Origin of the sequence: Ruegeria sp. THAF57, assembly GCF_903914075.1 — a bacterium.
In the GTDB taxonomy this organism is placed as follows: Bacteria; Pseudomonadota; Alphaproteobacteria; order Rhodobacterales; family Rhodobacteraceae; genus Ruegeria.
Window position 1 is genome coordinate 115886 of the sequence record NZ_CAIWNQ010000005.1, and the last position, 22758, is coordinate 138643.

Genomic DNA, 22758 nt, shown 5'->3' on the forward strand with positions numbered 1-22758 from the left:
TTCCAGTCACGGGAAGGTCAAGGGGATGCGCGCGGATAAATGTGTATTTCGACGAAGAATTAAGCCCAATCCGCCTTATCGCTTCGCAAGATGCTCCAGCAACAACGAGTTGTAGGTTGCTGGTGGAGAAGAACGCACCGCTTCGGGAGATGCAAAAAAGCCTAGCATCAGAATTCCGGTCGACAAGGTGAAACCGGCCAGGCACACAAAAGCGAAGTTCAACGTGGAACGCGGCATGAAATGCTTCCTTGTTATCAGAAAATACCCGGAATGCCGGGTAAGCCGTTTCAGGATCGGCTTGCCAGTTGCTGTTTCAGTTTCTCGTTTTCGGCCTGAAGCTGCGCCAGTTGTTGACCAAGCTTGTTCAGGTGGGGGCGCAATTCCGCCTCGGTAAAACGTGGTGTGATGTGGCGCGGGCAATTCCAATCCAGCCCCTCGACCCGAATAATGACGGCGCGTTCTGCCACAGCATCGGCTTCATCGGGAAACAGGCCGGCTGCGGCGGCTTCGCCTTCGGTGAACGCGACCCGCCCCAGAATTTTCAATCTGCGCTGGTTTGCATAATCCATCAGGATCATGGCCACCCGGTCGTTGCCGTCCAGATTCCCACGCGAGATATACTGCTTGTTGCCGGAAAAGTCGGCGTACCCAATCGTTGTCGGGCCAAGCACTTTTAGAAATCCGGCAGGCCCGCCGCGATACTGTACATAAGGCCAGCCGGTCTCGGACACGGTGGATTGATAGAACCCATCCCGGGCTTCGATAAACGCTTTTTCTGCCGGGCCAATCTCATGGCCTTGCTGGGGGCCGCCCTCAAGGAACTTGGCATAGGTCTTGGCAGAACCCATACGTTCCTGATGGGCGCGAACGGCAGGCGTGAACATCAGTTCGGAAAATGCACGGGGCATGGGCTGTCCTTTCTACAGGCCGAGATCTGACAGGCCGGGGTGATCATCGGGCCGGGGGCCGCTGGGCCAGTGAAACAGCCGATCCTGTTCCGAAATCGGCACATCATTCAATGACGCATGACGTTTGGCCATCCGGCCATCAGCGGCGAATTCCCAGTTCTCGTTCCCGTATGAGCGGAACCACTGACCGCTGTCATCGTGCCATTCATACGCATAGCGCACGGCAATCCGGTTGTCTGAATGTGCCCAAAGTTCTTTGATCAATCGGTAATCCAGTTCCTTCCGCCACTTTCGCGTCAGAAAGGCGTGGATTTCTGCATGCCCGGTAATGAACTCGGCGCGATTACGCCATTGACTGTCTTCGGTGTAGGCGGGCGTGACGACATCCGGATCGCGGCTGTTCCAGCCGTTTTCAGCCATCCGAATCTTTTGAATGGCGGTTTCCTGCGTGAACGGGGGAAGAGGGGGGCGTGTCATTCTGGTTCCTTTCAGGTCAATGAGGCCGCAAGCAATGCGATAGTCAGAAGAATGGGGACATACTGAGGTGAGAAGGGGCTGGCACGGCGTCTCATCTGGAAGCTCCAAGGTTTACTGATCGGTACATGTTGGAATTGAAAGTGTACAGATCGGTAATGTTTGTCAAGTGTCAAGTCGATATTTTTCTCGGAGCTGTATTGTAAGGTACCCTCATCCCTTGAGATATTCACTGCAAATTTGGAAAGAGGTTGTAGTTTCCAGATCGAAATAATATGTACAGATCAGTCAAGGATTGAGCTAATAAATGCGCCCGAACAAACGAGATGAACTGGTCCGCAAGGCCCTGCAGGTCTTTTATCAAGACGGTTTCCACGCCACGGGTATGGATAAGCTGGTGGTCGAGACCGGTGTGTCCAAGACCTCGATGTACAAGCATTTCCGAACCAAAGAGGAATTGATCCTTGCCGCGCTGCGATTGCGGGACGAGAACTTTAGAAACTGGTTTCTGCGTCGCATTGAAGAACTTGCCGACACGCCGGCCGACCAGTTGATCGCCAGTTTCGACGCTTTGGGCGAGTGGTTCGAAGAGGATGGATTTCGCGGCTGCATGTTCATCAAGGCCGGTGCAGAGTTTCAGGACAAGACGCATCCGATCCATGTTCAGGCGGCCGAACATAAACGCCTACTGTTGGAGTATTTCACCGATCTTGCACGCAGGGCAGGCGCGTCTGCCCCTGAGGCGCTTGCCTGTCAGATTCTGCTGTTGAAAGAAGGGGCCATCGTTACGGCGGTTTTGATTAAATCCTGCGACCCGGCCCACGAAGCCAAGGCCGCCGCAAAGGTTCTTTTGGAAGCGGCGTTGCTGAATTAGTTTCGGCCTGTTCGAATTCCTGAAATGACGTTGCGTTGTGTGTCTTTGCACGCATTGGATCGTTTGTCGGTGCAGATTACGGTGCGCAAAATATGTTTTGGGAGGACGCTCTATGTCTCTGTTTTCTGCTACATCCGCTTGGGCAACAGAAGAACACAAGATGTTCGCTGAAATGGCGAGCCGATTTATGGCAGATGAACTGGTGCCGAATATCGAACGGTGGAACGACAATGGTGTTGTTGACCGGGAATTCTGGCGTAAGGCCGGGGATATGGGGCTGATGGCGGGTGCCATCCCCGAGGAATACGGCGGCGTTGGCGGTGACATAGGGTTTGACGCGATCACGATGTATGCGCAAACTTCACATGGGGACGCAGGTTGGGGGTATGGAATTCAGTCCATCGTGACCCACTATGTCACTGCCTATGGAAGCGATGAGCAGAAACAAAAGTGGCTGCCCAAGCTGGCCTCTGGCGAGATGGTTGGCGCATTGGCCATGACCGAGCCGGGGACGGGGTCTGACGTTCAGGCCATCCGCACGACCGCAGAAAAGGACGGGAACTGCTACCGCCTAAATGGCTCTAAGATTTTCATCACCAATGGGCAATCTGCCGACCTTATTCTGGTTGCGGCGAAAACCGACAAATCCGAGGGCTCCAAGGGAGTTTCACTGGTCGCCGTCGAAACAGACGGCGCCGAGGGTTTTCGCAAAGGCCGCAACCTGAAAAAGCTGGGTATGAAAGGCAACGATACGGCCGAGCTGTTCTTTGAAGACGTGAAGGTTCCGATGACGAACCTGATCGGGCCCGAAGAAGGGCAGGGTTTCTACCAGATGATGAAGCAACTGCCGTGGGAACGCCTGACGATCGCCATCATCGCGCTGGGGTCTATTGATTACGCAATCGCCGAAACGGTGAAATACACGCAGGAACGCAAAGCCTTTGGGCAGCGTGTCATGGATTTCCAGAACACCCGCTTCAAGCTGGCCGAGTGCAAGACCAAGGCCGAAATTCTGCGCAGCTTCGTAAGCGATTGTATCGCCAAGCTGGAGGCAGGAACTTTGGACGCTGCGACGGCGTCCATGGCCAAGTATTGGGGATCCGAGGCGCAAAACGAAGTCATGCATGAATGCCTTCAGCTTTTCGGTGGTTACGGGTTCATGATGGAGTATCCCATAGCCCGCCTTTATACGGATGCGCGGGTTCAGATGATTTACGGTGGCACCAATGAGATCATGAAGGAATTGATCGCCCGTTCGCTGGATACCTAGCTCGAATAGGGGCTCTCCCGCCCGTCGTCGATGTTTCTGTCGAAACACCTCCTCCCGTTGGGCATGGCAGGCGCGGACGTGGTCCGCGCCTGCCGCGCGCTAGATCGCCGGTCGGACTTAAAGTTGTCGGCGGGGATATCTCACTCGGTGTCGGAACCGTCGCTATCTGACGCTGTGATCTGATCTTGCAGCCAGAGCCGAAATGATTTCAGCGGCTCTGGTTCTGCTCTAGATTGCGGCCATACCAAATAGAAATCGCCCAGACTGAAGTCCGGCCCGTCCCATGCCAACGCTAACCGACCGGATTTGAGATCGTCCGCAACCAAATAGCTGGGCAGCAATGCAACGCCCAGCCCGTGAATGGTTGCCTGAGACATTGTCGAGAACTGATCGAATAGCATCCCTTGGATGCCTGAAACCTCATACCCTTGGGCGGCGAACCACTTCTCCCACGCGTCGGGGCGCGTTTCCAGTTGCAGAAGGGGTGCATTCAGCAACCACTCGATGTTGTCCCTTTGGTCCGGCAGCAGGGTGGGTGCGCAGACCGGCATGACGTCTTCTCGCATGATGGGAAGATAGTTGACGCCAGTCCAGTCTTTGCGGCCGAAATGAATTGCGGCGTCAAAGCGATCCCGGTCAAAGTCAAAGGGACGAAGGCGCGTGTTCAGATTTACCGTAACCTCAGGGTGCTTGCGGGCAAAGTCTTGAAGGCGTGGCGCCAACCAGTGCATTCCGAATGCGGGCAAAATCGACAGGTTCAGGGACCCGCCCGTCGGATTGGCCTTTAGTTTCAGCGAAGCTTGCGCCAACTGATGTAACGTCGCGCGGGCCACCTGAACATATTCCTGCGCCGCGGGCGTCAGATGCAGCCGCATATGGGTGCGTAAGATGAGGTCGACGCCCAACTGCTCTTCCAGTGTCTTGAGTTGCCGGCTGATTGCGCTTTGGGTCAGTGACAGCTCTTCGGCGGCCGCCGAGGCGCTTCCCAAACGATCAACGGCCTCCAGTGCCAGCAGCGATGGGATCGAGGGCAGAAACCGACGAGGCGCAATCATATGATATTTCCTCATACCTTTCGAATGGAATATCACTGGTAATTGAGCTGCGCCAGCCTGATACAGAGAATCGAACTCTTACATACGGAATGTATCTTGTGGGTTCGTATGAAGGTGTATTGCTGATGAAAGGTCAGCGGAGTTTTCTTCTGCCAAGGCTGGGAAGGCCTGCAAAAAGGGGCTGAATTGAGTCTGACGCCGCTAACCAGTTATTGAATGAGGCCACTGATGGATCGCGCTCAGATCGTCCATGACAATTTTCTGACCCGGGTCGCGCAAGGGGACTTGCCAGATGGTCCGTTGCCTTGTCCGGGGTTGAACAAGACAGACGCGGTTTCCCTGTTTCGGTCGCAGGTGCTTAGTCGGGCGTTGGACCGGACCAGCCGTGCGATGCAGAAGGCGGGGCAGGGGTTCTATACCATAGGCTCCTCGGGGCACGAAGGGATGGCTGCGGTGGCTCATGCATTGCGCCCAACCGATATCGCGTTTCTGCATTATCGTGATGCGGCGTTTCAAATTGCGCGGTCCGAGCAAGTGCCGGGTCAGCAGATAGCGTGGGACATGTTGCTGAGCTTTGCCTGCTCGAAAGAAGACCCGACATCGGGCGGGCGGCATAAGGTCTTGGGGTCCAAGGCGCTGATGATCCCACCGCAGACGTCTACGATTGCCAGCCACCTACCCAAGGCGGTTGGCGCGGCCTATTCGCTGGGCGCGGCACGGCGTCACGATCCCGAACACCGGGAACTGCCTGAAGATGGAATAGCGATGTGTTCCTTTGGCGATGCCTCGGCTAACCATTCGACAGCTCAGGGTGCGATAAACACGGCGGGGTGGACCAGTGTTCAGTCAACGCCGTTGCCGCTTTTGTTTGTGTGCGAGGATAACGGGATCGGTATTTCGGTGAAGACGCCCACCGGTTGGATTCAGGCGTCCATGCAGCACCGACCGGGCATAAAGTATTTCCAAGCCAACGGTTTGGACATTTTTGAAACTTTTGCCGTGGCTAAAGAAGCTGCTGAATACGTCCGTACCCGGCGCAAGCCAGCGTTTCTGCACCTGCGCACCGTGCGTCTTTTCGGTCATGCCGGGGCGGACGTGCCCACGACCTATTTGTCAAAGTCCGAAGTTGAAGCGGATGAAGCGAATGATCCTCTGCTGCATTCGGTGCGCCTGTTAGATCAGGCTGGCGCGCTGACGCCCGATCAGGCGCTGAGGATTTACAAGGACACCTGCGCCCGAACCGAGCGTATCGCAGCCGAGGCCGCCACGCGCCCGCACCTGACCAACGCGGCCGAGGTCATGGCAAGCCTGATCCCCCCAACGCGCGCCTGCAAGCCCACCAATGGCCCAAGCGCCGAGGCACGCACGCGCGCATTCGGAAGCGATCTGCGCGCGATGGACGATCCCCAACCCATGAGCCGTCTGATCAACTGGGCGCTGACCGATCTGATGCTGGAGCATGGTGAGATTGTCTGTATGGGCGAAGATGTCGGTCGCAAGGGCGGCGTCTATGGCGTTACGCAAAAGCTGCAACAAAGGTTCGGGCCGGATCGGGTTATTGATACGCTGTTGGACGAACAGTCAATTCTGGGGCTGGCAATCGGCATGGGGCATAACGGGTTCATCCCGATCCCCGAAATCCAGTTCCTCGCCTATCTTCACAATGCCGAGGACCAGATCAGGGGCGAGGCGGCAACCCTGCCGTTTTTTTCGAACGGTCAGTTCTCGAATCCGATGGTTCTTCGGATTGCGGGGCTGGGGTATCAAAAGGGGTTCGGGGGGCATTTCCACAACGACAATTCTCTGGCCGTGTTGCGCGATATTCCCGGGGTGATTATCGCTTGTCCGTCGACAGGATCGGACGCTGCGCAGATGCTGCGTGAATGCGTGCGCCTGGCGCGGGAAGAGCAACGTGTTGTGGTTTTTTTGGAACCCATTGCGCTGTATCCCATGCGCGATCTGCACGAAGCTCAGGATGCCGAGTGGATGACGACCTATCCCTCGCCGGATCAACGCATCGCGATAGGGGAGGTCGGGGTGCACGGTGACGGAATCGATCTGGCGATCGTCACCTATGGCAACGGGCACTACCTATCACAAAAGGCGCTGCCTGCGTTGCAGGCGGCTGGCCTAAAGCCTCGTGTCATTGATATGCGCTGGCTTGCGCCCCTACCGGCTGACGCACTGCGTGCGGCGACCAAGGGATGCAAGCAAATCCTGATCGTTGATGAATGCCGCCGAACCGGAAGTCAGTCCGAGGCGTTGATGGCGTTTTTCACCGAGAACTGCGCCGAAACCCCCACTGCACGTGTCGCGGCCGAGGACTGCTTTATCGCGACCGGCCCCGCCTATGCCGCGCCGCTGCCGTCCGAAGAAAGCATAGTCGAAGCTGCGCTCAAACTGGCCGGAGGCCGATCATGACCCGCACCGCTGTTGTCATCTGCCCAGGGCGGGGTACTTATAACAAGCCTGAGCTGGGATATTTGCATCGCCACCACGCCGACCGCATGGACATGCTCCGCCGGTTTGACGCACTTCGTGCTGAGGCCGGACAAGAGCGGGTAACCGATCTGGACGCCGCGGGGCGCTTTTCGGTCAGTAAGTTTTCGCGGGGTGATGTGGCGTCACCGTTGATCTACGCGGCATCCCTGTCGGACGCGCTGGATCTGGCTGACGATATCGAGGTGGTCGCTGTCACCGGGAACTCGATGGGGTGGTACATTGCCCTGGCCGTGGCAGGTGCGTTGTCGCCCGAGAACGGGTTCCGCGTCGTGAACACCATGGGAACGCTTATGCAGGATCACCTTATCGGCGGGCAGCTTGTTTATCCCTTTACCGATGAGACATGGAAAAACGATCCGGTCCGCAAGGCGGAGTTGTTGGCCGATGTCGCGCGGATCAATGCGATTGATGGTCATGATCTGGCATTGTCGATCGACTTGGGCGGTATGTTGGTATTGGCGGGCAATGAGGTGGGGCTGAAAGCCTTTGAAACCTCTCAGCCTGTTGTCCAGAATCAGTTCCCAATGCGATTGGCGAACCACGCCGCATTCCATACACCTCTGCAAGCGCCAGTCGCTGCTGAGGGGCGGTTGCGCCTAGGGGTTGAACTTTTCAGCCAACCGACCCGACCCCTTATCGACGGGAGGGGTAAGGTTTGGTGGCCGGGCGCTACGGATACGCACGAACTTTGGGATTATACGTTGGGGCATCAGGTGACGGAGGTCTACGACTTCACCCGTTCCGTACAGACGGCGGCCCGCGAATTCGCACCTGACCTTTTCATAGTCACCGGTCCCGGCTCAACGCTGAGCGGTGCTGTTGCGCAATCACTGGTGCAGGCGAATTGGCATGGGATGAAGGATAAGGCCGCGTTTCAGGAACGCCAGGACACGCAACCGGTCCTTCTTGCCATGGGGCGCGAGGATCAAATGGCCCTTGCAACCGGCTGATGCAAGCCGGATGATCCGACCAATTTTCAAGGAGCAGCCCTTGCGCGACCACGACCAGTCCCTTTGGCAACAGACCTGCCGCGAACGGGTCGAAAGCACTGTGCTGACAAATACTCTGACCGTCGATCTTGCAGTGATCGGCGGGGGGTATACCGGCTGCGCGGCGGCGTTGACCGCGGCACGCGCTGGGGCGTCGGTCTGTTTGCTTGAGGCGCAAGAGATCGGGCATGGCGGGTCAGGTCGCAATGTGGGGCTGGCAAATGCCGGATTGTGGCTGCCGCCCGAGGATATCCGGGCGCATCTGGGGGCGGCGTCAGGGGATCGCCTGATCAACCTGCTTGCTGACGCACCTGCCGGTGTCTTTGACCTGATCGAGCGGCACGCAATTGATTGCGAACCTGTGCGCAACGGAACCCTGCATTGCGCCCATTCCTGTGCGGGTTTGAAAGACCTGCAAAACCGCTACGCGCAGCAACGCGCGGTGGGTGCGCCGGTTGAGTTGTTATCCACCGATCAGACGCGCCAACGCACAGGCAGCGCGGCTTTCCACGGGTCGCTGTTTGATCCACGGGCCGGAACCATTCAGCCGCTGGGCTATGTGCGCGGGCTTGCACGGGCTGCGTCCGAGGCCGGGGTGCAGGTATTCACGCGCAGCCCGGGTCAGTCGCTGACGCGTGATGGGGATATCTGGGTACTTGAAACGGAACGAGGCTCGGTGCGGGCCAAGGCCGTGATTCAGGCCACAAACGCCTATCACCTAAACCTCGCTGCTTCGGCACCGGCTTATGTCCCCGTCTACTATTTCCAGTTTTCCACCGCACCCTTGTCGGACAACCTGCGCTCCAGCATTTTGCCGGGCGGAGAAGGGTGTTGGGATACTGGGTTGATCATGACGTCGTTCCGCGTTGATCAGGATGGCCGGTTCATTATCGGTGCGATGGGTGATCTTTCCCACGCGGGGGGCGGAGCGCACAGGCGCTGGATTCGGCGCAAATTGTCCGAACTGTTCCCGCAACTGTCCGACCAGCCGTTGACTGAGGGTTGGCACGGGCGGATCGCGATGACCTCAGATCATATCCCGAAGATCACCGAGATTGGCCCAAATGCGCTTTCTGTCCATGGGTATTCTGGGCGCGGCATCGGGCCGGGAACCGTCTTTGGCCGGTTGGTGGCCGAAAGCCTGTTGCAAGAAGATCGCGATCTCTTGCCCGTCCCCTCGGTGGTGGAATACCGCGAAAGCTGGACTGGCCTGCGCCGCGCCTATTTTGAAACCGGCGCGGCGTTGACCCATTTTGTCAAAGCGCGGTTTTGAACTCAGACCGACCGGGTAATGCCGCCGTCAACGCGAATGTTCTGGCCCGTGATGTAACCCCCGCCTTCTGACGCAAGCAATGCAACGACCGAGGCGATCTCATCATAGCTGCGCCCATATCGGCCCATAGGAATGCGGGCGCGGAAGTCCTCTTTCTCGGGCAGGCTGTCAATAAAGCCGGGTAGGACGTTGTTCATGCGGATATTGTCGGCGGCATATTTGTCCGAAAACAGCTTGGTGAAGGCGGCAAGGCCGGCGCGGAACACGCCCGAGGTTGGAAACACGGGGTCAGGCTCGAACGCGGCAAAGGTCGATATGTTGATGATCGAGCCACCGCCTTGCGCCTGCATGATCGGCGTCACCAGCCGCGTTGGCCGGACGGCGTTCATGAAATACACATCCATTCCCGTGTGCCAGTCTTCATCGGTCAGGTCCAGAATGGGCGCGCGCGGCCCGTGCCCCGCCGAATTCACAAGCACATCTATGCGTCCCCAATGGGCCATCGCTGCATCGACCAGTTTTTGCAGGTCGTCTGTCGACTGGTTCGAGCCGGTCACGCCGACCCCGCCCAGTTCATGCGCCAATGCCTCGCCTTTGCCCGACGAGGACAGGATGCCCACCTTGAACCCGTCGGCGGCCAAGCGGCGGGCGGAATCTGCCCCCATGCCGCTGCCACCTGCTGTAATTAGCGCTACTTTTGTCATCTCAAGCCTCCGATGTCTGGTGCCCTAAGGATGCGCTCTGACTGGCAGTTTGACCAATCAGTTCTTCTGTCTTTATGCTGTAGAAAAACTACAGGATAGGCAGATGGCAGCCTTGCCCCCATTGAACGCGCTCCGCGCTTTTGAAGCTGCGGCCCGGCACTTGAATTTCCGGCTTGCAGCAGAGGAGCTTGGCGTCACTCAGGGTGCCGTGGCGCAACAGGTCCGTGGGCTTGAGGCCCGACTGGCGGAAAAGCTGTTTGAACGTCTGCCACGCGGTTTGGCGCTGACCGAGGCGGGTCGTCGTTTTCATGCGCCACTGCGCCGGGCGTTCAGGTTGATTGAAGACGCCGTGGATGAATTGTCCAGCGATCAGCAGGTTGTTGTTTCAGTGACACCAAGCTTTGCTTCAAAATGGCTGGTGCCGCGTTTGCCGGACCTGACAGACAGGCACCCCGACATCTCGGTCAAAATTGATGCGCGGGAACGGCTGGCGGATTTCAAGGGTGACGGCGTGGACATCGCCGTGCGGCAGGGGCGAGCGCCGTTTGGGGCAGGCCTGACATCAACCCCCCTGTTTTCAAATGCATTCGTCCCGGTCTGCAGCCCCAAATTGGCAAGGCAGATCACTAAGCCGGAAGACCTTTGGGACCACGTTCTTCTGAACGATACGCATGGGTTGTGGCCGCTGTTCCTTGAACGCCTTGGGCTGGATGGTAAGCCTCGGGTGATGAGCTTCAGCCAGACGAGTTTGGCCATTGACGCGGCCACCTCGGGGCAGGGGATTGCGCTGGCACATGAACCTCTGGTCGCGACGGAACTTGCATCAGGACGGCTTGAACGGCCCCTGCCGGATGTTCTGATCGAAGACCTTGGGTTCCATGTCGTCAGCCCGGCAAAACCCCGGCAGCCCGAATTGGTTGCGTTGATTAAGAACTGGCTGCTGTCTCAATCGTGAAGCGTGCCCGCTATGCGTTCTATTCGTCCCCGCAACCAGCGATGCGCGGGGTCATTGGCAAACCTCTGATGCCAGACCATGTAGATTGAAACCGGTTCACAGTGAAACGGCAACGGCGCGCAATCCAGCGCGGCGAGGGGACCGTGCCTCATCAAGGCCGTGTCGGTTGAAATCAGGTCGCTTCCTTTCACGAAGGATGGGATGGCGTTGAAATGGGGTAAGGTGACGGTGGCTGGCCTGATCTGGTTTTGGTCCACACCCCGCATGACCGCGCGCGAACTGCGCCCGTCCGTGAACCGCACCTCGACATGTTCGGTTTCGCAATATGCTTTCCAATCGGTCGGCGGCTGGCGGCGGGTTCCGTCGTAATAGATCATCAACGGGCTGCTGAGGACACGCTTTTGAAAGATGTCCGGCCCGTCCGGTGGCAATGGGGACAGCATCAACTGACACCGGTCGCTGCGCAGCAGGTCCGGATCCGGCACGCCCGAGGGAATAAAGCCAAGCCGCAGTCTGATACCTTCGGCGCGGACGGTGCGGAGCAGTTTGGGGAAGATCAACTCTCGCGGCATGTCGTTTGTCGCGATTTGAACGTGCAATTCCTCGGATAGCGGATCGAACGGGCGATCGTCTGTCAGCGCCCGCAATCCATCAAGCACGCCTTGCACTGGTTCTTTCAGGGACAAGGCGCGTTCGGTCGGTATCAGGCCTTGACCTGATCGAACGAACAAAGGGTCGCCCAGAACCTGCCTCAGCTTGGCAAGCGTATGGCTGATCGCCGATTGCGTAACGCCCATTCGGTCCGCTGCCTTTGAAACCGAATTCTCCTCGAGTATCGTCAAAAAGACGCGCAGAACTTTGCCATCAAGGTCAGTGAAATCAATTTTGTTCATGTCGCTTATGATAATTCATGAATGGATCGGCGGTCCATGACGATTTAGATGACGTTGAGCAAACAGGAGGCACGCGATGGGGATCCGCTTTTTTTCGGACAGGAACAGGCCGGTCCATATGGGGTCGTACCCGTTGGAACGGCTGGCTCGGCAGACTGCGTTGCCTGATCTGTCTGGGGTCCGTCAGATGCCGGTTCTCAGTTTCCAGCGCCCCAATCAGCCCGAAAGTATCGTGAATGCGATGGGTGAGTTTCAGGCGATGATGGATGCGATCCGCGACGGGTTCGTGAACCCGGTGCCGTCCGAAATACCCCCGGACCCGACAGCGCGTGCCAACCACCTGAAGGCGTTTGGATATTTCAACGATGCATCCATGATGGGCTGCGGTCCTCTACCCGCCGAAGCGTTGCTGTCCGAACCCCGCCGCAACCCCGATATTGACCGTCTGGCCCATGCGTTGAAGACGCGCCAGACAAAGACGCTGGCGTCCGGCATTGATCTGATCATGGCCGATTTGAAGGAAAGCATGGAGGCCGAGCCGCGCCCCATGGACCGTCATCGTTACGCGATTGTCTTTCTGTACGAATACAACCGCGACCCAAAACCGGAAGAACCCGGGTCCGACTGGATCATGAACGCGCAGGACCACCGCGCATGTCTGCTGGCCACCGAGAACGCGGTGGTCATCGCCAATTACATCCGCATTCTGGGGTTTGACGCGCGTGCGCACACTGTCATGTCAACCGAAGTTGATCTGGGAAAGCTCGCCGTCGCGGCGGGTCTGTGTTCGGTCGAGGACGGAGAGGTCGTTGCCCCATGGCTGGGCAAACGGTTCGGGCTGGCTGCCGTGACGACCGAGATGGAGATCGCGTATGATCAGCCATTGGCGCCGATGGCCCAGCAGCCGTGGTTTCACACCCAAGGCCCCGCTTGGTGGCTGGGTACTGGGTTTGCCAAGAACGCGCTGAACCGCGACGCTTATGCCAAGCGGCGCTATGTCGATGGGGCGCATCCGTTTGAAAAACTCAAACGAGTCGACGCACCCACCACTTATATTGACGAAGAAAACGTCGCCCGCGTCCCCAAGCGCGCTGACATGTTTGCCCGTGCGCAATTCGGCGATATGGGCAAAAATCTGCAGGACGCGGCGAAAGGCGGCTACTACGTTCGCAAAGCGGCCCCCAGTTTCGCGCAACGCCGTGCGCTGGGCGCGTTTGTGTTGTTGCAGGATGGGGAAAGCGCGGACACCCCTCCACCAACCGATACCGCACACAATGCCGCGAATATCAAGGCGGCCACGTATTTTCTGGGCGTTGATGCGGTGGGCCTTAGCCGCTGCCCCGAATGGGCGTGGTACTCCCATGATGCGACGGGCGAGGAGATCAATCCGCCCCACGACCAAGCCATCAGCATGATCATCGACCAGGGCTATGAAACGATGGAGGGCGCCAGCGGCGATGACTGGATCAGTGTCGCTCAGTCGATGCGCGCCTATCTGCGGTTCTCGCTTCTGGGTGGGGTGATCGCGCAGCAGATCCGTAACCTCGGGTACAAGGCCCGCGCGCATACGGTAATGGATGGTGAGGTGCTGCAACCGCCCCTTCTGTTGCTGTCCGGGTTGGGTGAGGTCAGCCGGATCGGAGAGGTGATCCTGAATCCCTACCTTGGGCCGCGCCTGAAATCCGGTGCGGTGACGACGGATATGCCGATGGTCCATGACAAACCCATAGACTTCGGCCTGCAAACCTTTTGCGAGAGCTGCAACAAATGCGCCCGCGAATGTCCCTCGGGCGCAATCACCGCTGGACCGAAGCTGATGTTCAACGGCTATGAAATCTGGAAATCCGACAGCCAGAAATGTGCCACCTACCGCGTGACCACGCCGGGCGGTGCGATGTGCGGGCGGTGCATGAAGACCTGCCCATGGAACCTTGAGGGGATTTTCAAAGAGCGCCCCTTCCGATGGGCCGCGATGAATATTCCCCAGGCCGCGCCAGCGTTGGCGAAACTGGATGACGCTGTCGGCAATGGCGGCCTGAACGACATCAAGAAATGGTGGTGGGACATCGAATTGCAATCGGACGGCGCGTACCGCCCGACTGAGCATCCGTTGAACCGGCGTGACCTGCAAACCGATCTTGATCTGAAATACGAAGACCAGACGCTTGCGGTTTACCCCGCCTACCTTGCACCGCATCCATGGCCCTATCCCTTTGCCATGGACCGTGAGGCCGGGATCGCCGCGTATCAGGCAATGGTGAGCGCAGATGAATACAAGACCCGCAAAGCTGCTGGAGATATGTCGGTGATCCACCGATACGCGATCGCGGGCGATGCTCCGGTGATGCGGGTTGAGCTGACGAAGGTTGGTAAGATGACGACGGATGTGACCAAGTACGAATTCTCGACGCTGGACGGGTCGCCCTTGCCGGAATGGACCGCTGGCGCGCATCTGGACGTTCTGGTCGCGCCGGAATTCCTGCGGCAATATACCATGTCCGGTAATCCGGCGGACCGAATGACATATCAGATCGGTGTACTGCGCGAGGATGACGGGCGCGGCGGCTCGGTCCTGCTGCATCGTATCTTTAGCGAAGGGCGCAAGGTCTTCATCTCGAAGCCCATCAACCATTTCGAACTGGACGAGGGCGCCACCAAGACGTTTCTGATGGGCGGCGGGATCGGCATCACGCCGATGATCGCCTTTGCTCATCGTCTGCACGCCTTGGGCAAACCGTTCGAGCTGCACTATTCCGCCAGCACCCGCGCCGGGGCCGGGTATCTGCAGGATCTGGCGACGATGCCGTGGGCGGATCGCGTCCACTATCATTTCTCGGACGAGGGCACGCGCGCTGATCTGGATGCGATCCTGTCGGCTTATCAGACCGGCTGGCATGTCTATACCTGCGGCCCGGATCGGTTCATGGACGGGGTGATGCAGGCGGCTGAGCGTCAGGGCTTTCCCGATGAGGCGCGGCATCTGGAGTATTTCTCAGTCCCCGAACAACCCGATTACGAGAATCACGAATTCACCCTGCGGCTGGCCAAGTCGGGCCGCGATCTGGCCGTGCCTGCCGACAAGGACGCCGCGCAGGTGTTGAATGAGGCGGGGATACACGTGGATGTGAAATGCGCTGACGGCATCTGCGGGGTCTGTAAGTGCGGCGTGATCTCGGGCGAGGTCGAACACCGCGATTTCGTTTTGTCCAACAAGCAGCGCGAGGGGTCGATCATCCTTTGCCAAAGCCGAGCTGCGCAAAAAGATGGCGTGATCGAGATCGACCTCTGATCGGAAGTTTAGAAACGACATTTTGAATCGCAAAATTTGGTCGTTCCAGCCATGGACGCCGGGGCGGTGCTGCACTAACGTCCCCTGCGAACCCTAGTGAATCCTGATCAACAGGTGCGAGGTATTTTCATGGATTATCACAGCCCCGCCAGTTTCGCCGAGGCGTCGGCTCTGGCTGCAAACGCAACGGGTGTCACCCGCTTTCTGGCCGGTGGAACGGATGTTCTGGTGCAGCTGCGCTCGGAACTGGTCACACCCGACACGCTGATCGACATCAAGAAAATCGACGGTGTCAGCGACATAACCCGCAACGCTGATGGAAGCTGGACGCTGGGCGTTGCCGCCACCGGTGCCGAGATGAGCGAACACCCCGACCTAGGCCGCGACTGGCCCGGTGTGGTTGAGGCGATGGACCTGATCGGATCCACGCAGGTGCAGGGCCGCGCGACGCTGACCGGCAACTTGTGCAATGGTTCTCCGGCGGCGGATTCGGTACCTGCGATGGTTGCGGCAGGCGTGAGTGTGACGGTGACCGGCCCCGAGGGTGAACGCGAGGTGGCCGTCGAAGACATCCCCACCGGCCCCGGCAAAACGTCACTGGCCAAGGGCGAGGTTGTCTCAGCCGTGAATATCCCCGTGCGCGGGGACAACGCGGGCGACGCCTATCTGCGGTTCATTCCGCGCACCGAGATGGACATCGCCGTGGTTGGCGTAGGTGTTAGCCTGCGTCTGGACGGCGACACCGTGACCGAGGCGCGTGTATCCCTGGGCGCGGTCGCCCCCACCGTCCTGCTGGTTGAAGATTGCGCCAAGGCCATCATCGGTAGCACTCTGGACGATACCGCGCTGGACGCGCTGGCGGCGGCGGCCTCTGCGGCCTGTAACCCGATTGACGATAAACGCGGCACGATCGCATTCCGCACCGAGGTCGCTGGCGTTCTGGCCAAGCGTGCCGCGAAAATCGCCTATGCCCGCGCGAAAGGAGAGAAAGCATGAGCAAGCTCCATGTATCCACCACCGTAAACGGGGATGAGGTCGATTTTCTGTGCGACCCCCGTGAAACCCTGCTGGACTGTCTGCGCGACAAGCTGAACCTGACCGGCGCGAAAGAGGGCTGCGGCACCGGCGATTGCGGTGCGTGTTCCGTCACAGTCGATGGCCGTTTGGTCTGCTCGTGCCTGATGTTGGGTGCCGAGGCAGACGGTAAGCAGATCGAAACTGTCGAAGGTCTCGCAGATGGTGACGTGTTGCACCCGTTGCAGCAGAAGTTCATCGACCATGCCGCCCTGCAATGCGGCATCTGCACACCGGGCATTCTGGTGGCGGCCAAGTCGCTGCTGGAAAAGAACCCCAACCCGACCGAGGAAGAAACCCGGTATTGGCTGGCAGGCAACCTGTGCCGCTGCACCGGTTATGACAAGATCATTCGCGCCGTGATGGAAACGGCGGAAGAATTGCGGGAGGCGTCGTAATGGCTCTGGACGATCGAAAGACAGAATTTACCTTTGTCGGCACCCGCCCGAACCGCCCAGACGGGCTGGACAAGGTCACAGGCCGTGCCAAGTTTGGAGCGGACATGTCAGCCCCTGGGATGCTGCACGGCGCGATCCTGCGCTCGCCCCATGCCCATGCACGGATCGTGAAGATCGACGCGTCCAAGGCCGAGGCGTTGAAGGATGTCAAAGCCGTCGTCACCCGCGCCGATTTCGCCGAAGTGCCGTTCATGCCCGGTCTGGAAGGTGAGTTCTGGAATGTGCTGGAAAACGTCATGGCGGGTGAAAAGGCGCTGTATGACGGGCACGCAGTTGCGGCTGTCGCGGCGACTTCGGCTCTGGCCGCACGCGACGCGCTGAAACTGATCGAGGTCGAGTACGAGGTTCTGCCCCACGTCACTGACGTGGACAAGGCGATGGCCTCCGACGCGCCGGTCATCCGCGAAGGGGCTGCGGACTATTCCGTGCCTGAGGGGATGCATCCCAACGTCGTGCGTTATCACGAAAGCGGCCATGGCGATGTCGAGGCCGGGTTCGCCGAGGCCGATCTGGTGATCGAAGACAGTTTCGTCACCGAAGCCACCCATCAGGGCTATATCGAACCGCATGCCTGTCTGGGGATGCTGGGCAATGACGGCAAGGGTGAGCTGTGGTGTACCACCCAAGGTCACTGGATCGCGCAAAAAACTTGTGCGGCGCTTTTGGGCATCGAAACCTCGCAATTGCGCGTCACCGCATCCGAGATCGGAGGCGGTTTCGGCGGCAAGACAACGGTATTCATCGAACCTGTCGCGCTAGCACTCAGCCGCAAAGCCAACCGGCCCGTTAAAGTTGTGATGACCCGATCCGAGGTGTTCCGGGCGACCGGTCCGACCGCCTCGGCGTCGATGGACATCAAAATCGGGATGAAGAAGGACGGCACAATCTCTGCCGCGCAGGGTGTATTCCGCTTGCAGGGTGGGGCATTCCCGGGCGCGCCCGGCGACATGACCGCCATGTGCGCCTTTGCGCCTTACAACCTGACCAACGTCAAGCAGATCGGCTATGACGTCATGGCCAACCGCCCAAAACAGGCGGCCTATCGCGCGCCGGGTGCGCCAATGGGTGCGTTCGCAGTCGAGTCGGTGATTGACGAGCTGTGCAAGAAGCTGGGTCTGGACCCAGTCGATGTACGCCTGAAAAACGCGGCCCATGAAGGGTCCAAGGCCAGCTATGGCCCGCGCTATCAGCGCATAGGTCTTGTTGAAACGCTGGAAGCGGCCAAGGCGCATCCGCATTATTCGGCCCCGCTGAAACCGGGACAGGGGCGTGGGATTTCCTGCGGGTTCTGGTTCAACCACGGCGGCGAGACAAGCGTGTCGCTGGCCCTGTCCGAGGACGGCTCGGCGCAGTTGATGGTGGGGACGCCCGATATTGGGGGTTCGCGCGCGTCGATGGCGCTGATGGCGGCCGAAGTGCTGGGTATCCCTTACGAAAACATCCGTGTGACAATCGCGGATACGGCGACGCTGGGCTATAACGATGTCAGCCACGGTTCACGCGTGACCTATGCCAGCGGTCTGGCGACCATCAAGGCAGCCAGACATGCAGTTGAGAAACTAAGCGAACGCGCGGCGGCCAAGTGGGGCATCCCTGTGGACGCGGTAAAATGGGAAAACGGTTGCGCTGTCCCGTCCGGCCCCAATGCCGGAGATTTCGATCCGATGCCACTGGCTGATATCACGGCCGATATGGGCAGCACCGGGGGGCCGATCTCGGGCCATTTTGAGGCGACTCCCGAAGGTGCAGGTGTATCCTTCGGCACGCATATTGTGGATGCCGAAGTTGACCCGGAAACGGGTAAGACCAGCATCACCCGCTATACGGTCATTCAGGACGCGGGCAAGGCTATCCACCCGACCTATGTGGAAGGCCAGTACCAAGGCGGCGCTGCACAAGGGATCGGTTGGGCGCTGAACGAGGAATATATCTATGGCGAGGATGGTCGGCTGCAAAACTCGATCTTCCTTGACTATCGCATCCCCGTCGCCAGTGACCTGCCCATGATCGACACGGTGATTGTCGAAGTCCCCAACCCTGGCCACCCGTTCGGCGTGCGCGGAGTGGGCGAAACAGGAATCGTGCCGCCTCTGGCCGCTATCGCAAATGCGGTATCGCAAGCGGCAGGCGTACGAATGAAGCAACTGCCGATGTCCCCGCCGCGCATTCTGGCCGCGCTTAGGGACAATGGTTGAGGTTCACCTCTGGTCTGGCCTTCGGTCTTTGACCGGGGGCCAGCAGGTAGTGGAGGTCGATGCCAAAACCACGGGTGAGCTGCTACAGGAACTGGTGCGGCTGCATCCTCAGCTTCAGGGGCCGATAGATGCCGGCGTGTCCATCGCGATTGACGGGCGCGTTGTCGCCAGCGGTCTGACCGAGCCGATCCCCGAAGGCAGCGAAATCTATCTGATGCAAAGGCTGAGGGGCGGTTAGCCCTTCGGCGACCACGGCTCGCGCCCGACCATCCGGTCAGCCTCGGCGGTGATGTCGTTCATATGTTTTTCAAGGCTGAGGCGCAGCGCTTCGATCTGGTCTTCGGTCGCTTTGCGCGGAACGGGATCCGTCCATTCGCGGCACAAAAAAACGCCCTCGTTCCGCCACGGGCGCGGCATCAGAAGGCGATCCCAGGTTCCGGCCTCGCTTCCGTGTTTGGCTGAGAACGTGATGCCGAAGACCCGTTTGCCCGAGGTGCGCGCCCAGATCAGGGGCACGGTTGAAGATACGCGTTCAGGCCCACGCGGACCATCGGCGGCGATCCCGATCGAGATACCCTGCTTCATCTTTCCGAGAACTTCGCGCGACAATGCGACGTGGCGCTTGTGGCTGGACATGGCAATCGTGTCCATGCCGAACAGCTTCTGCACCCGGCCCACCATGCTGCCTGCACGTGCCGACGAGGTGATCGAACAGATGCGACCCTTGTCCAACGGAAAGAAATAAGGCGATTGCGCCAGTCGCTGATGCCACAGAACAACGATGACCGGTTCGCCTTGATCGGCCAGTTGGTCAAGTTCTTCGTACCCGATACGTTGCCACTTGGTATTGCGGTTGACCATCCGGATATAGCTTGCGATCCGCCGGGCCGCCCAGTCCAGGACGGCTTCGCTGTCGGCAATTTTCTTGCGGATGTTCACGTCAGGCGTCCTTCTGTTGGCGAAAATGTGTCTTATAGAACTCAACGCCGCGCGCAACTTGTTTGTGGAATACATAACTGTAGCTGAATCTCAAAAAGCCTCTTGAGTCCGCCGCGCGGCTGGCATATCTGAGGCGCACCTTAGGGGTATAGCTCAGTTGGTAGAGCGACGGTCTCCAAAACCGTAGGTCGCGGGTTCGAACCCTGCTGCCCCTGCCATTTCCCTCAAAATTTCAAGTGCGTGCACGCTGTTGGCGTCATAGCAGTCTGGCCGGAATTTCTGGATTTTCAGCAAATCAAGTAGTGTTGGCCGCGTTCTTGATGAGTTTTTGCTGTTTTGGGGGCAATCCATGCGTATTTTCTTTAAGCAAAGCCTTGTGGCGTTCTGGTTCATATGGTGGGCCTTTGCTTTCCTCACCGACTTTATCGGTGGTCTGGAGCTGCTTGGGTATACGTCTACGCCGTGGTTCGATGGGCACAATTATCCGTTCTTGCAAAAAACACTTGAGCAGTTCGGAGCGACTCCGGCCGTGGATATCGCCCTGTTCGTCGGTATCATCGCTTGGGCTTTGATTGCGGCCTTGCTGTTTTTAATCGCAGTTGCAACGCCTTATCAGAACAGGAAGCTTTGGATCAAACGCGTTGATACGGCCTTTGTGGTGTCAATTGGCTTGTGGCTTGCGTTCTTTTTGTCCGATCAGACGGTCATGAAATTTGATCTGGAAGAAAACCACATGGTTCAGGGTGGTTTTCAGCTTTTGTGCTATCTGACTATTCACCTGCTGCCGGATTGAGGTAAAATTCAGCCGAGTGTCCAATCGCGGTTTCCACGGCTTTCCTAATACAATACTGTCGGCGGGAACTTGATCAGACGGATGGAGTCTCATGTCGCGCTTCGATGGCTATTTCCTGCGGCAACTGCTGATTCTGTTCGGCTTTTTCACCTTGGTTCTGGTGGGTGTTTTCTGGATCACCCGGTCGGTCAGCCTGTTTGACCGTGTGATCAGCGGCGGGCAGTCGGCTATGGTGTTTCTGGAGTTCACCGCCCTGACCCTTCCCACCCTGATACGAACCGTGATGCCGATGGCGGTGTTTGCCGCCGCCGTCTATGCCACCAATCGTCTGAGCCGGGAAAGCGAACTGACGGTCATGCTAGCCACCGGGTCCAGCCCGTGGCGGTTGGCGCGCGCCGTGTTTCTGTTTGGGCTGATTACGGGGCTGATGATGGCTGCGATCAGTGTCTTCCTACGCCCCGCGTCCGTTGATCAGCTTGAGCGACGTCAGGCTGAGGTCGCAGGCGATGTCACCGCCCAGCTATTGAATGAGGGTGAGTTTATGCACCCCGCAGTTGGTGTGACGGTCTATATCGGACGGATTGACCTGGATGGGACTCTGTACGAGGTGTTCGTCTCTGACCGTCGGGATGAGGATAATCCGGTCAGCTACTCAAGCAAAACCGCCTATCTGGTCAATAGTGGCGAGGGGATACACCTTGTGATGGTGGACGGGGTCGCTTTGCGGTTGACCAAAGATGGGCGAACGCTGTCATCGACCCTGTTTGAGGACGCGTCTTATGACATCTCTGGGATGACAAACACCAACCGGATAAATAATCGCAGTCTCGAAGCCATTCCCACCCTCGAGCTTTTGCAAAGCCGGGATAAAATTATTGCTGCAGAGGAGTTCAGCGCAGGTGAGTTGATCGACGAACTGCATCAGAGGTTTTCGTGGATTGCCATATGCGTCGCAGTCGCGATGGCCGGATATGCCACTTTGATGTTGGGAAGTTTTTCAAGGTTCGGGCTGTGGCCACAGATTTTCGGGGCGTTTACGATTCTGGTCCTGCTCGAGGGCGTTCGGGGATTTGTGTCACCTGTCGTGATCGACGACCCGGACCTGTGGATATTGCTCTATCTACCAGCGATTTTGGGCATCCTGATTTCGTGCGTGTTTCTGGTGATCGCAGGACGCCCGCTGTTGCGGACCAGACGGCGAACAGCGCTGTCTGCGGCCTAGCTTGCTCCTCTAAGGTCTGTCACGCACCCCAGAACGCTTTCCAGGGCTGGACTGTTCTTTCGGGCGATCAGGTAAACAGGCAGCAAAAGGTCGCGCGAACCGATCACGCGGCATAGATCGCCAGCGTGTAGATACTCATCAACGAGATATTCGGGGAAATAGCCGGTTCCGCCCCTCTTGAGGATATAGCGCAGGGCCATCATGCAATTTCCCAGAAAGACCGATTGAGTCGACGCCTGTCGCGCGATTGACCGAATATGATCCTGATAGACCTCGCCTAGTTCCAGATTGACGAAGACGGGATCGTACAGGTTGGTGGTTGCCTGAACCAATATCAACCGCTCTGGGGCAAGTTCCTTACACTCAACCCGCGCATCTGTTGGTTTTTCATGTGTCAGCGCCGCGTCAAGAACATGGGTCGCAACGGCGTCGACCATGTTCAGATCGTGATCATAATTCAGCGTTAGCAGAATTTGCCCAAGCCGCTGCTCAAAACGCACCGCGAGATCGACCAGCAAAGGGTCCCAAATGCTGAGTTGCGCACCTAAACGCAAAGCGACCCGGTTCTGTGATTGGGCAGGCAGATCGCGGGAAGCAAAGGACCAAAGCGACAGCATCTGTTCCGCATAGGGCCGGAATTGGCGTCCGAATTCCGTCAGCCTAGTGCCCCCGGCGCCGCGGGTGAACAGGGGCTTTCCGGTTTCTTCTTCGATCAATCGGATGCGGGCGCTGACAGCCGTCTGGGTGATGTTCAGCTTGCGGGCCGCCGCGTGAAAGCCTCCGGTTTCGGCAACGCACAGAAAGGTCTCAAGGGCTTTGGTTTGCATGTTGAAAGTATTTTTTAATTGATATGATAAAATCAATTCATTTTTTTGGGCAAGCCGTTTGTTC

General features: G+C 58.4%; 21 protein-coding genes and 1 tRNA gene. 14 read left to right on the forward strand and 8 right to left on the reverse strand.

Going from position 1 to position 22758, the window contains the following annotated elements:
* Positions 1-75: 75 nt before the first annotated feature.
* Genes RUESEDTHA_RS13990 through RUESEDTHA_RS14000 form a run of 3 tightly spaced genes read right to left on the reverse strand, consistent with a single transcriptional unit; the run spans position 76 to position 1385 of the window.
* Positions 76-237: a hypothetical protein gene (locus RUESEDTHA_RS13990; RefSeq protein WP_180887402.1), complete on the reverse strand. Its 162-nt coding sequence runs from the start codon at positions 235-237 to the stop codon at positions 76-78.
* A gap of 50 nt (positions 238-287) precedes the next feature.
* Complete coding sequence (locus RUESEDTHA_RS13995; RefSeq protein ID WP_180887403.1) at positions 288-908, reverse strand: pyridoxamine 5'-phosphate oxidase family protein; 621 nt, start codon at positions 906-908, stop codon at positions 288-290.
* A 12-nt stretch (positions 909-920) separates the two neighbouring features.
* Positions 921-1385 carry a nuclear transport factor 2 family protein gene (locus tag RUESEDTHA_RS14000; RefSeq protein ID WP_180887404.1) on the reverse strand — a complete coding sequence of 155 codons (465 nt, stop codon included), beginning with the start codon at positions 1383-1385 and terminating at the stop codon, positions 921-923.
* A 304-nt stretch (positions 1386-1689) separates the two neighbouring features.
* Between RUESEDTHA_RS14000 and RUESEDTHA_RS14005 the strand changes: the two genes are divergently transcribed.
* Positions 1690-2256 (forward strand): TetR/AcrR family transcriptional regulator, encoded by a 567-nt coding sequence (locus RUESEDTHA_RS14005; protein WP_180887405.1) that lies wholly within the window; start codon positions 1690-1692, stop codon positions 2254-2256.
* 112 nt (positions 2257-2368) lie between these two features.
* A complete protein-coding gene (locus RUESEDTHA_RS14010) occupies positions 2369-3526 on the forward strand; it encodes an acyl-CoA dehydrogenase family protein (protein ID WP_180887406.1) in 1158 nt (385 codons plus the stop codon).
* Between the two features lie 140 nt (positions 3527-3666).
* Here the strand turns inward: RUESEDTHA_RS14010 and RUESEDTHA_RS14015 are convergent, their stop codons facing one another.
* Complete coding sequence (locus tag RUESEDTHA_RS14015) at positions 3667-4581, reverse strand: LysR substrate-binding domain-containing protein (RefSeq protein ID WP_180887407.1); 915 nt, start codon at positions 4579-4581, stop codon at positions 3667-3669.
* 228 nt (positions 4582-4809) lie between these two features.
* Here RUESEDTHA_RS14015 and RUESEDTHA_RS14020 point away from each other — a divergent pair, with 228 nt between their 5' ends.
* Genes RUESEDTHA_RS14020 through RUESEDTHA_RS14030 form a run of 3 tightly spaced genes read left to right on the forward strand, consistent with a single transcriptional unit; the run spans position 4810 to position 9345 of the window.
* Positions 4810-7002 (forward strand): dehydrogenase E1 component subunit alpha/beta, encoded by a 2193-nt coding sequence (locus RUESEDTHA_RS14020; RefSeq protein ID WP_180887408.1) that lies wholly within the window; start codon positions 4810-4812, stop codon positions 7000-7002.
* Positions 6999-8033, forward strand: coding sequence for an ACP S-malonyltransferase (locus tag RUESEDTHA_RS14025; RefSeq protein ID WP_180887409.1), 1035 nt, complete (start codon positions 6999-7001; stop codon positions 8031-8033). The genes RUESEDTHA_RS14020 and RUESEDTHA_RS14025 overlap by 4 nt, the downstream gene beginning before the upstream one ends.
* A 40-nt stretch (positions 8034-8073) precedes the next feature.
* Positions 8074-9345, forward strand: a complete 1272-nt coding sequence (locus tag RUESEDTHA_RS14030; protein ID WP_255431740.1) for an FAD-binding oxidoreductase — start codon at positions 8074-8076, stop codon at positions 9343-9345.
* 2 nt (positions 9346-9347) lie between these two features.
* Here the strand turns inward: RUESEDTHA_RS14030 and RUESEDTHA_RS14035 are convergent, their stop codons facing one another.
* Positions 9348-10049 carry an SDR family oxidoreductase gene (locus RUESEDTHA_RS14035; RefSeq protein ID WP_180887411.1) on the reverse strand — a complete coding sequence of 234 codons (702 nt, stop codon included), beginning with the start codon at positions 10047-10049 and terminating at the stop codon, positions 9348-9350.
* A 103-nt stretch (positions 10050-10152) separates the two neighbouring features.
* Between RUESEDTHA_RS14035 and RUESEDTHA_RS14040 the strand changes: the two genes are divergently transcribed.
* A complete protein-coding gene (locus RUESEDTHA_RS14040; protein ID WP_180887412.1) occupies positions 10153-11004 on the forward strand; it encodes a LysR substrate-binding domain-containing protein in 852 nt (283 codons plus the stop codon).
* On the opposite strand, the gene RUESEDTHA_RS14045 is transcribed toward RUESEDTHA_RS14040, so the two are convergent.
* A complete protein-coding gene (locus RUESEDTHA_RS14045) occupies positions 10995-11897 on the reverse strand; it encodes a LysR family transcriptional regulator (protein ID WP_180887413.1) in 903 nt (300 codons plus the stop codon). The genes RUESEDTHA_RS14040 and RUESEDTHA_RS14045 overlap by 10 nt on opposite strands.
* 76 nt (positions 11898-11973) lie before the next feature.
* Between RUESEDTHA_RS14045 and RUESEDTHA_RS14050 the strand changes: the two genes are divergently transcribed.
* The 5 genes from RUESEDTHA_RS14050 (at position 11974) to RUESEDTHA_RS14070 (ending at position 19151) form a co-directional block, all read left to right on the forward strand.
* Positions 11974-15186, forward strand: a complete 3213-nt coding sequence (locus tag RUESEDTHA_RS14050) for a reductive dehalogenase (RefSeq protein ID WP_180887414.1) — start codon at positions 11974-11976, stop codon at positions 15184-15186.
* A 129-nt stretch (positions 15187-15315) separates the two neighbouring features.
* On the forward strand, positions 15316-16182 hold the full coding sequence (locus RUESEDTHA_RS14055; protein WP_180887415.1) for a xanthine dehydrogenase family protein subunit M: 867 nt from the start codon (positions 15316-15318) through the stop codon (positions 16180-16182).
* Positions 16179-16658 carry a (2Fe-2S)-binding protein gene (locus tag RUESEDTHA_RS14060; RefSeq protein WP_180887416.1) on the forward strand — a complete coding sequence of 160 codons (480 nt, stop codon included), beginning with the start codon at positions 16179-16181 and terminating at the stop codon, positions 16656-16658. Before RUESEDTHA_RS14055 ends, RUESEDTHA_RS14060 begins: the two co-directional genes overlap by 4 nt.
* The gene (locus RUESEDTHA_RS14065) at positions 16658-18913 is read left to right on the forward strand and encodes a xanthine dehydrogenase family protein molybdopterin-binding subunit (protein ID WP_180887417.1); all 2256 of its coding nucleotides are present in this window, start codon (positions 16658-16660) and stop codon (positions 18911-18913) included. The genes RUESEDTHA_RS14060 and RUESEDTHA_RS14065 overlap by 1 nt, the downstream gene beginning before the upstream one ends.
* The gene (locus RUESEDTHA_RS14070; RefSeq protein WP_170385336.1) at positions 18906-19151 is read left to right on the forward strand and encodes a MoaD/ThiS family protein; all 246 of its coding nucleotides are present in this window, start codon (positions 18906-18908) and stop codon (positions 19149-19151) included. Before RUESEDTHA_RS14065 ends, RUESEDTHA_RS14070 begins: the two co-directional genes overlap by 8 nt.
* Here RUESEDTHA_RS14070 and RUESEDTHA_RS14075 read toward each other — a convergent pair.
* Positions 19148-19852, reverse strand: coding sequence for a lysophospholipid acyltransferase family protein (locus RUESEDTHA_RS14075; protein ID WP_180887418.1), 705 nt, complete (start codon positions 19850-19852; stop codon positions 19148-19150). The two genes, RUESEDTHA_RS14070 and RUESEDTHA_RS14075, sit on opposite strands and share 4 nt — an antisense overlap.
* A 142-nt stretch (positions 19853-19994) precedes the next feature.
* Between RUESEDTHA_RS14075 and RUESEDTHA_RS14080 the strand changes: the two genes are divergently transcribed.
* The 3 genes from RUESEDTHA_RS14080 (at position 19995) to lptF (ending at position 21867) form a co-directional block, all read left to right on the forward strand.
* Positions 19995-20070 (forward strand) — tRNA-Trp (locus tag RUESEDTHA_RS14080).
* A gap of 131 nt (positions 20071-20201) precedes the next feature.
* On the forward strand, positions 20202-20645 hold the full coding sequence (locus RUESEDTHA_RS14085; RefSeq protein ID WP_180887419.1) for a hypothetical protein: 444 nt from the start codon (positions 20202-20204) through the stop codon (positions 20643-20645).
* A gap of 91 nt (positions 20646-20736) precedes the next feature.
* Positions 20737-21867, forward strand: coding sequence for an LPS export ABC transporter permease LptF (gene lptF / locus RUESEDTHA_RS14090; protein ID WP_180887420.1), 1131 nt, complete (start codon positions 20737-20739; stop codon positions 21865-21867).
* Here the strand turns inward: lptF and RUESEDTHA_RS14095 are convergent.
* Complete coding sequence (locus tag RUESEDTHA_RS14095) at positions 21864-22694, reverse strand: LysR family transcriptional regulator (RefSeq protein ID WP_180887421.1); 831 nt, start codon at positions 22692-22694, stop codon at positions 21864-21866. The genes lptF and RUESEDTHA_RS14095 overlap by 4 nt on opposite strands.
* Between the last annotated feature and the right edge of the window lie 64 nt (positions 22695-22758).

What these genes read in the sequence shown, in the direction of transcription:
- RUESEDTHA_RS13990 (WP_180887402.1), bottom strand. Translation starts at nt 237, where the DNA reads ATGCCGCGTTCCACGTTGAACTTCGCTTTTGTGTGCCTGGCCGGTTTC.
- RUESEDTHA_RS13995 (WP_180887403.1), bottom strand. Translation starts at nt 908, where the DNA reads ATGCCCCGTGCATTTTCCGAACTGATGTTCACGCCTGCCGTTCGCGCC.
- RUESEDTHA_RS14000 (WP_180887404.1), bottom strand. Translation starts at nt 1,385, where the DNA reads ATGACACGCCCCCCTCTTCCCCCGTTCACGCAGGAAACCGCCATTCAA.
- RUESEDTHA_RS14005 (WP_180887405.1), top strand. Translation starts at nt 1,690, where the DNA reads ATGCGCCCGAACAAACGAGATGAACTGGTCCGCAAGGCCCTGCAGGTC.
- RUESEDTHA_RS14010 (WP_180887406.1), top strand. Translation starts at nt 2,369, where the DNA reads ATGTCTCTGTTTTCTGCTACATCCGCTTGGGCAACAGAAGAACACAAG.
- RUESEDTHA_RS14015 (WP_180887407.1), bottom strand. Translation starts at nt 4,581, where the DNA reads ATGATTGCGCCTCGTCGGTTTCTGCCCTCGATCCCATCGCTGCTGGCA.
- RUESEDTHA_RS14020 (WP_180887408.1), top strand. Translation starts at nt 4,810, where the DNA reads ATGGATCGCGCTCAGATCGTCCATGACAATTTTCTGACCCGGGTCGCG.
- RUESEDTHA_RS14025 (WP_180887409.1), top strand. Translation starts at nt 6,999, where the DNA reads ATGACCCGCACCGCTGTTGTCATCTGCCCAGGGCGGGGTACTTATAAC.
- RUESEDTHA_RS14035 (WP_180887411.1), bottom strand. Translation starts at nt 10,049, where the DNA reads ATGACAAAAGTAGCGCTAATTACAGCAGGTGGCAGCGGCATGGGGGCA.
- RUESEDTHA_RS14040 (WP_180887412.1), top strand. Translation starts at nt 10,153, where the DNA reads ATGGCAGCCTTGCCCCCATTGAACGCGCTCCGCGCTTTTGAAGCTGCG.
- RUESEDTHA_RS14045 (WP_180887413.1), bottom strand. Translation starts at nt 11,897, where the DNA reads ATGAACAAAATTGATTTCACTGACCTTGATGGCAAAGTTCTGCGCGTC.
- RUESEDTHA_RS14050 (WP_180887414.1), top strand. Translation starts at nt 11,974, where the DNA reads ATGGGGATCCGCTTTTTTTCGGACAGGAACAGGCCGGTCCATATGGGG.
- RUESEDTHA_RS14055 (WP_180887415.1), top strand. Translation starts at nt 15,316, where the DNA reads ATGGATTATCACAGCCCCGCCAGTTTCGCCGAGGCGTCGGCTCTGGCT.
- RUESEDTHA_RS14060 (WP_180887416.1), top strand. Translation starts at nt 16,179, where the DNA reads ATGAGCAAGCTCCATGTATCCACCACCGTAAACGGGGATGAGGTCGAT.
- RUESEDTHA_RS14065 (WP_180887417.1), top strand. Translation starts at nt 16,658, where the DNA reads ATGGCTCTGGACGATCGAAAGACAGAATTTACCTTTGTCGGCACCCGC.
- RUESEDTHA_RS14070 (WP_170385336.1), top strand. Translation starts at nt 18,906, where the DNA reads ATGGTTGAGGTTCACCTCTGGTCTGGCCTTCGGTCTTTGACCGGGGGC.
- RUESEDTHA_RS14085 (WP_180887419.1), top strand. Translation starts at nt 20,202, where the DNA reads ATGCGTATTTTCTTTAAGCAAAGCCTTGTGGCGTTCTGGTTCATATGG.
- lptF (WP_180887420.1), top strand. Translation starts at nt 20,737, where the DNA reads ATGTCGCGCTTCGATGGCTATTTCCTGCGGCAACTGCTGATTCTGTTC.
- RUESEDTHA_RS14095 (WP_180887421.1), bottom strand. Translation starts at nt 22,694, where the DNA reads ATGCAAACCAAAGCCCTTGAGACCTTTCTGTGCGTTGCCGAAACCGGA.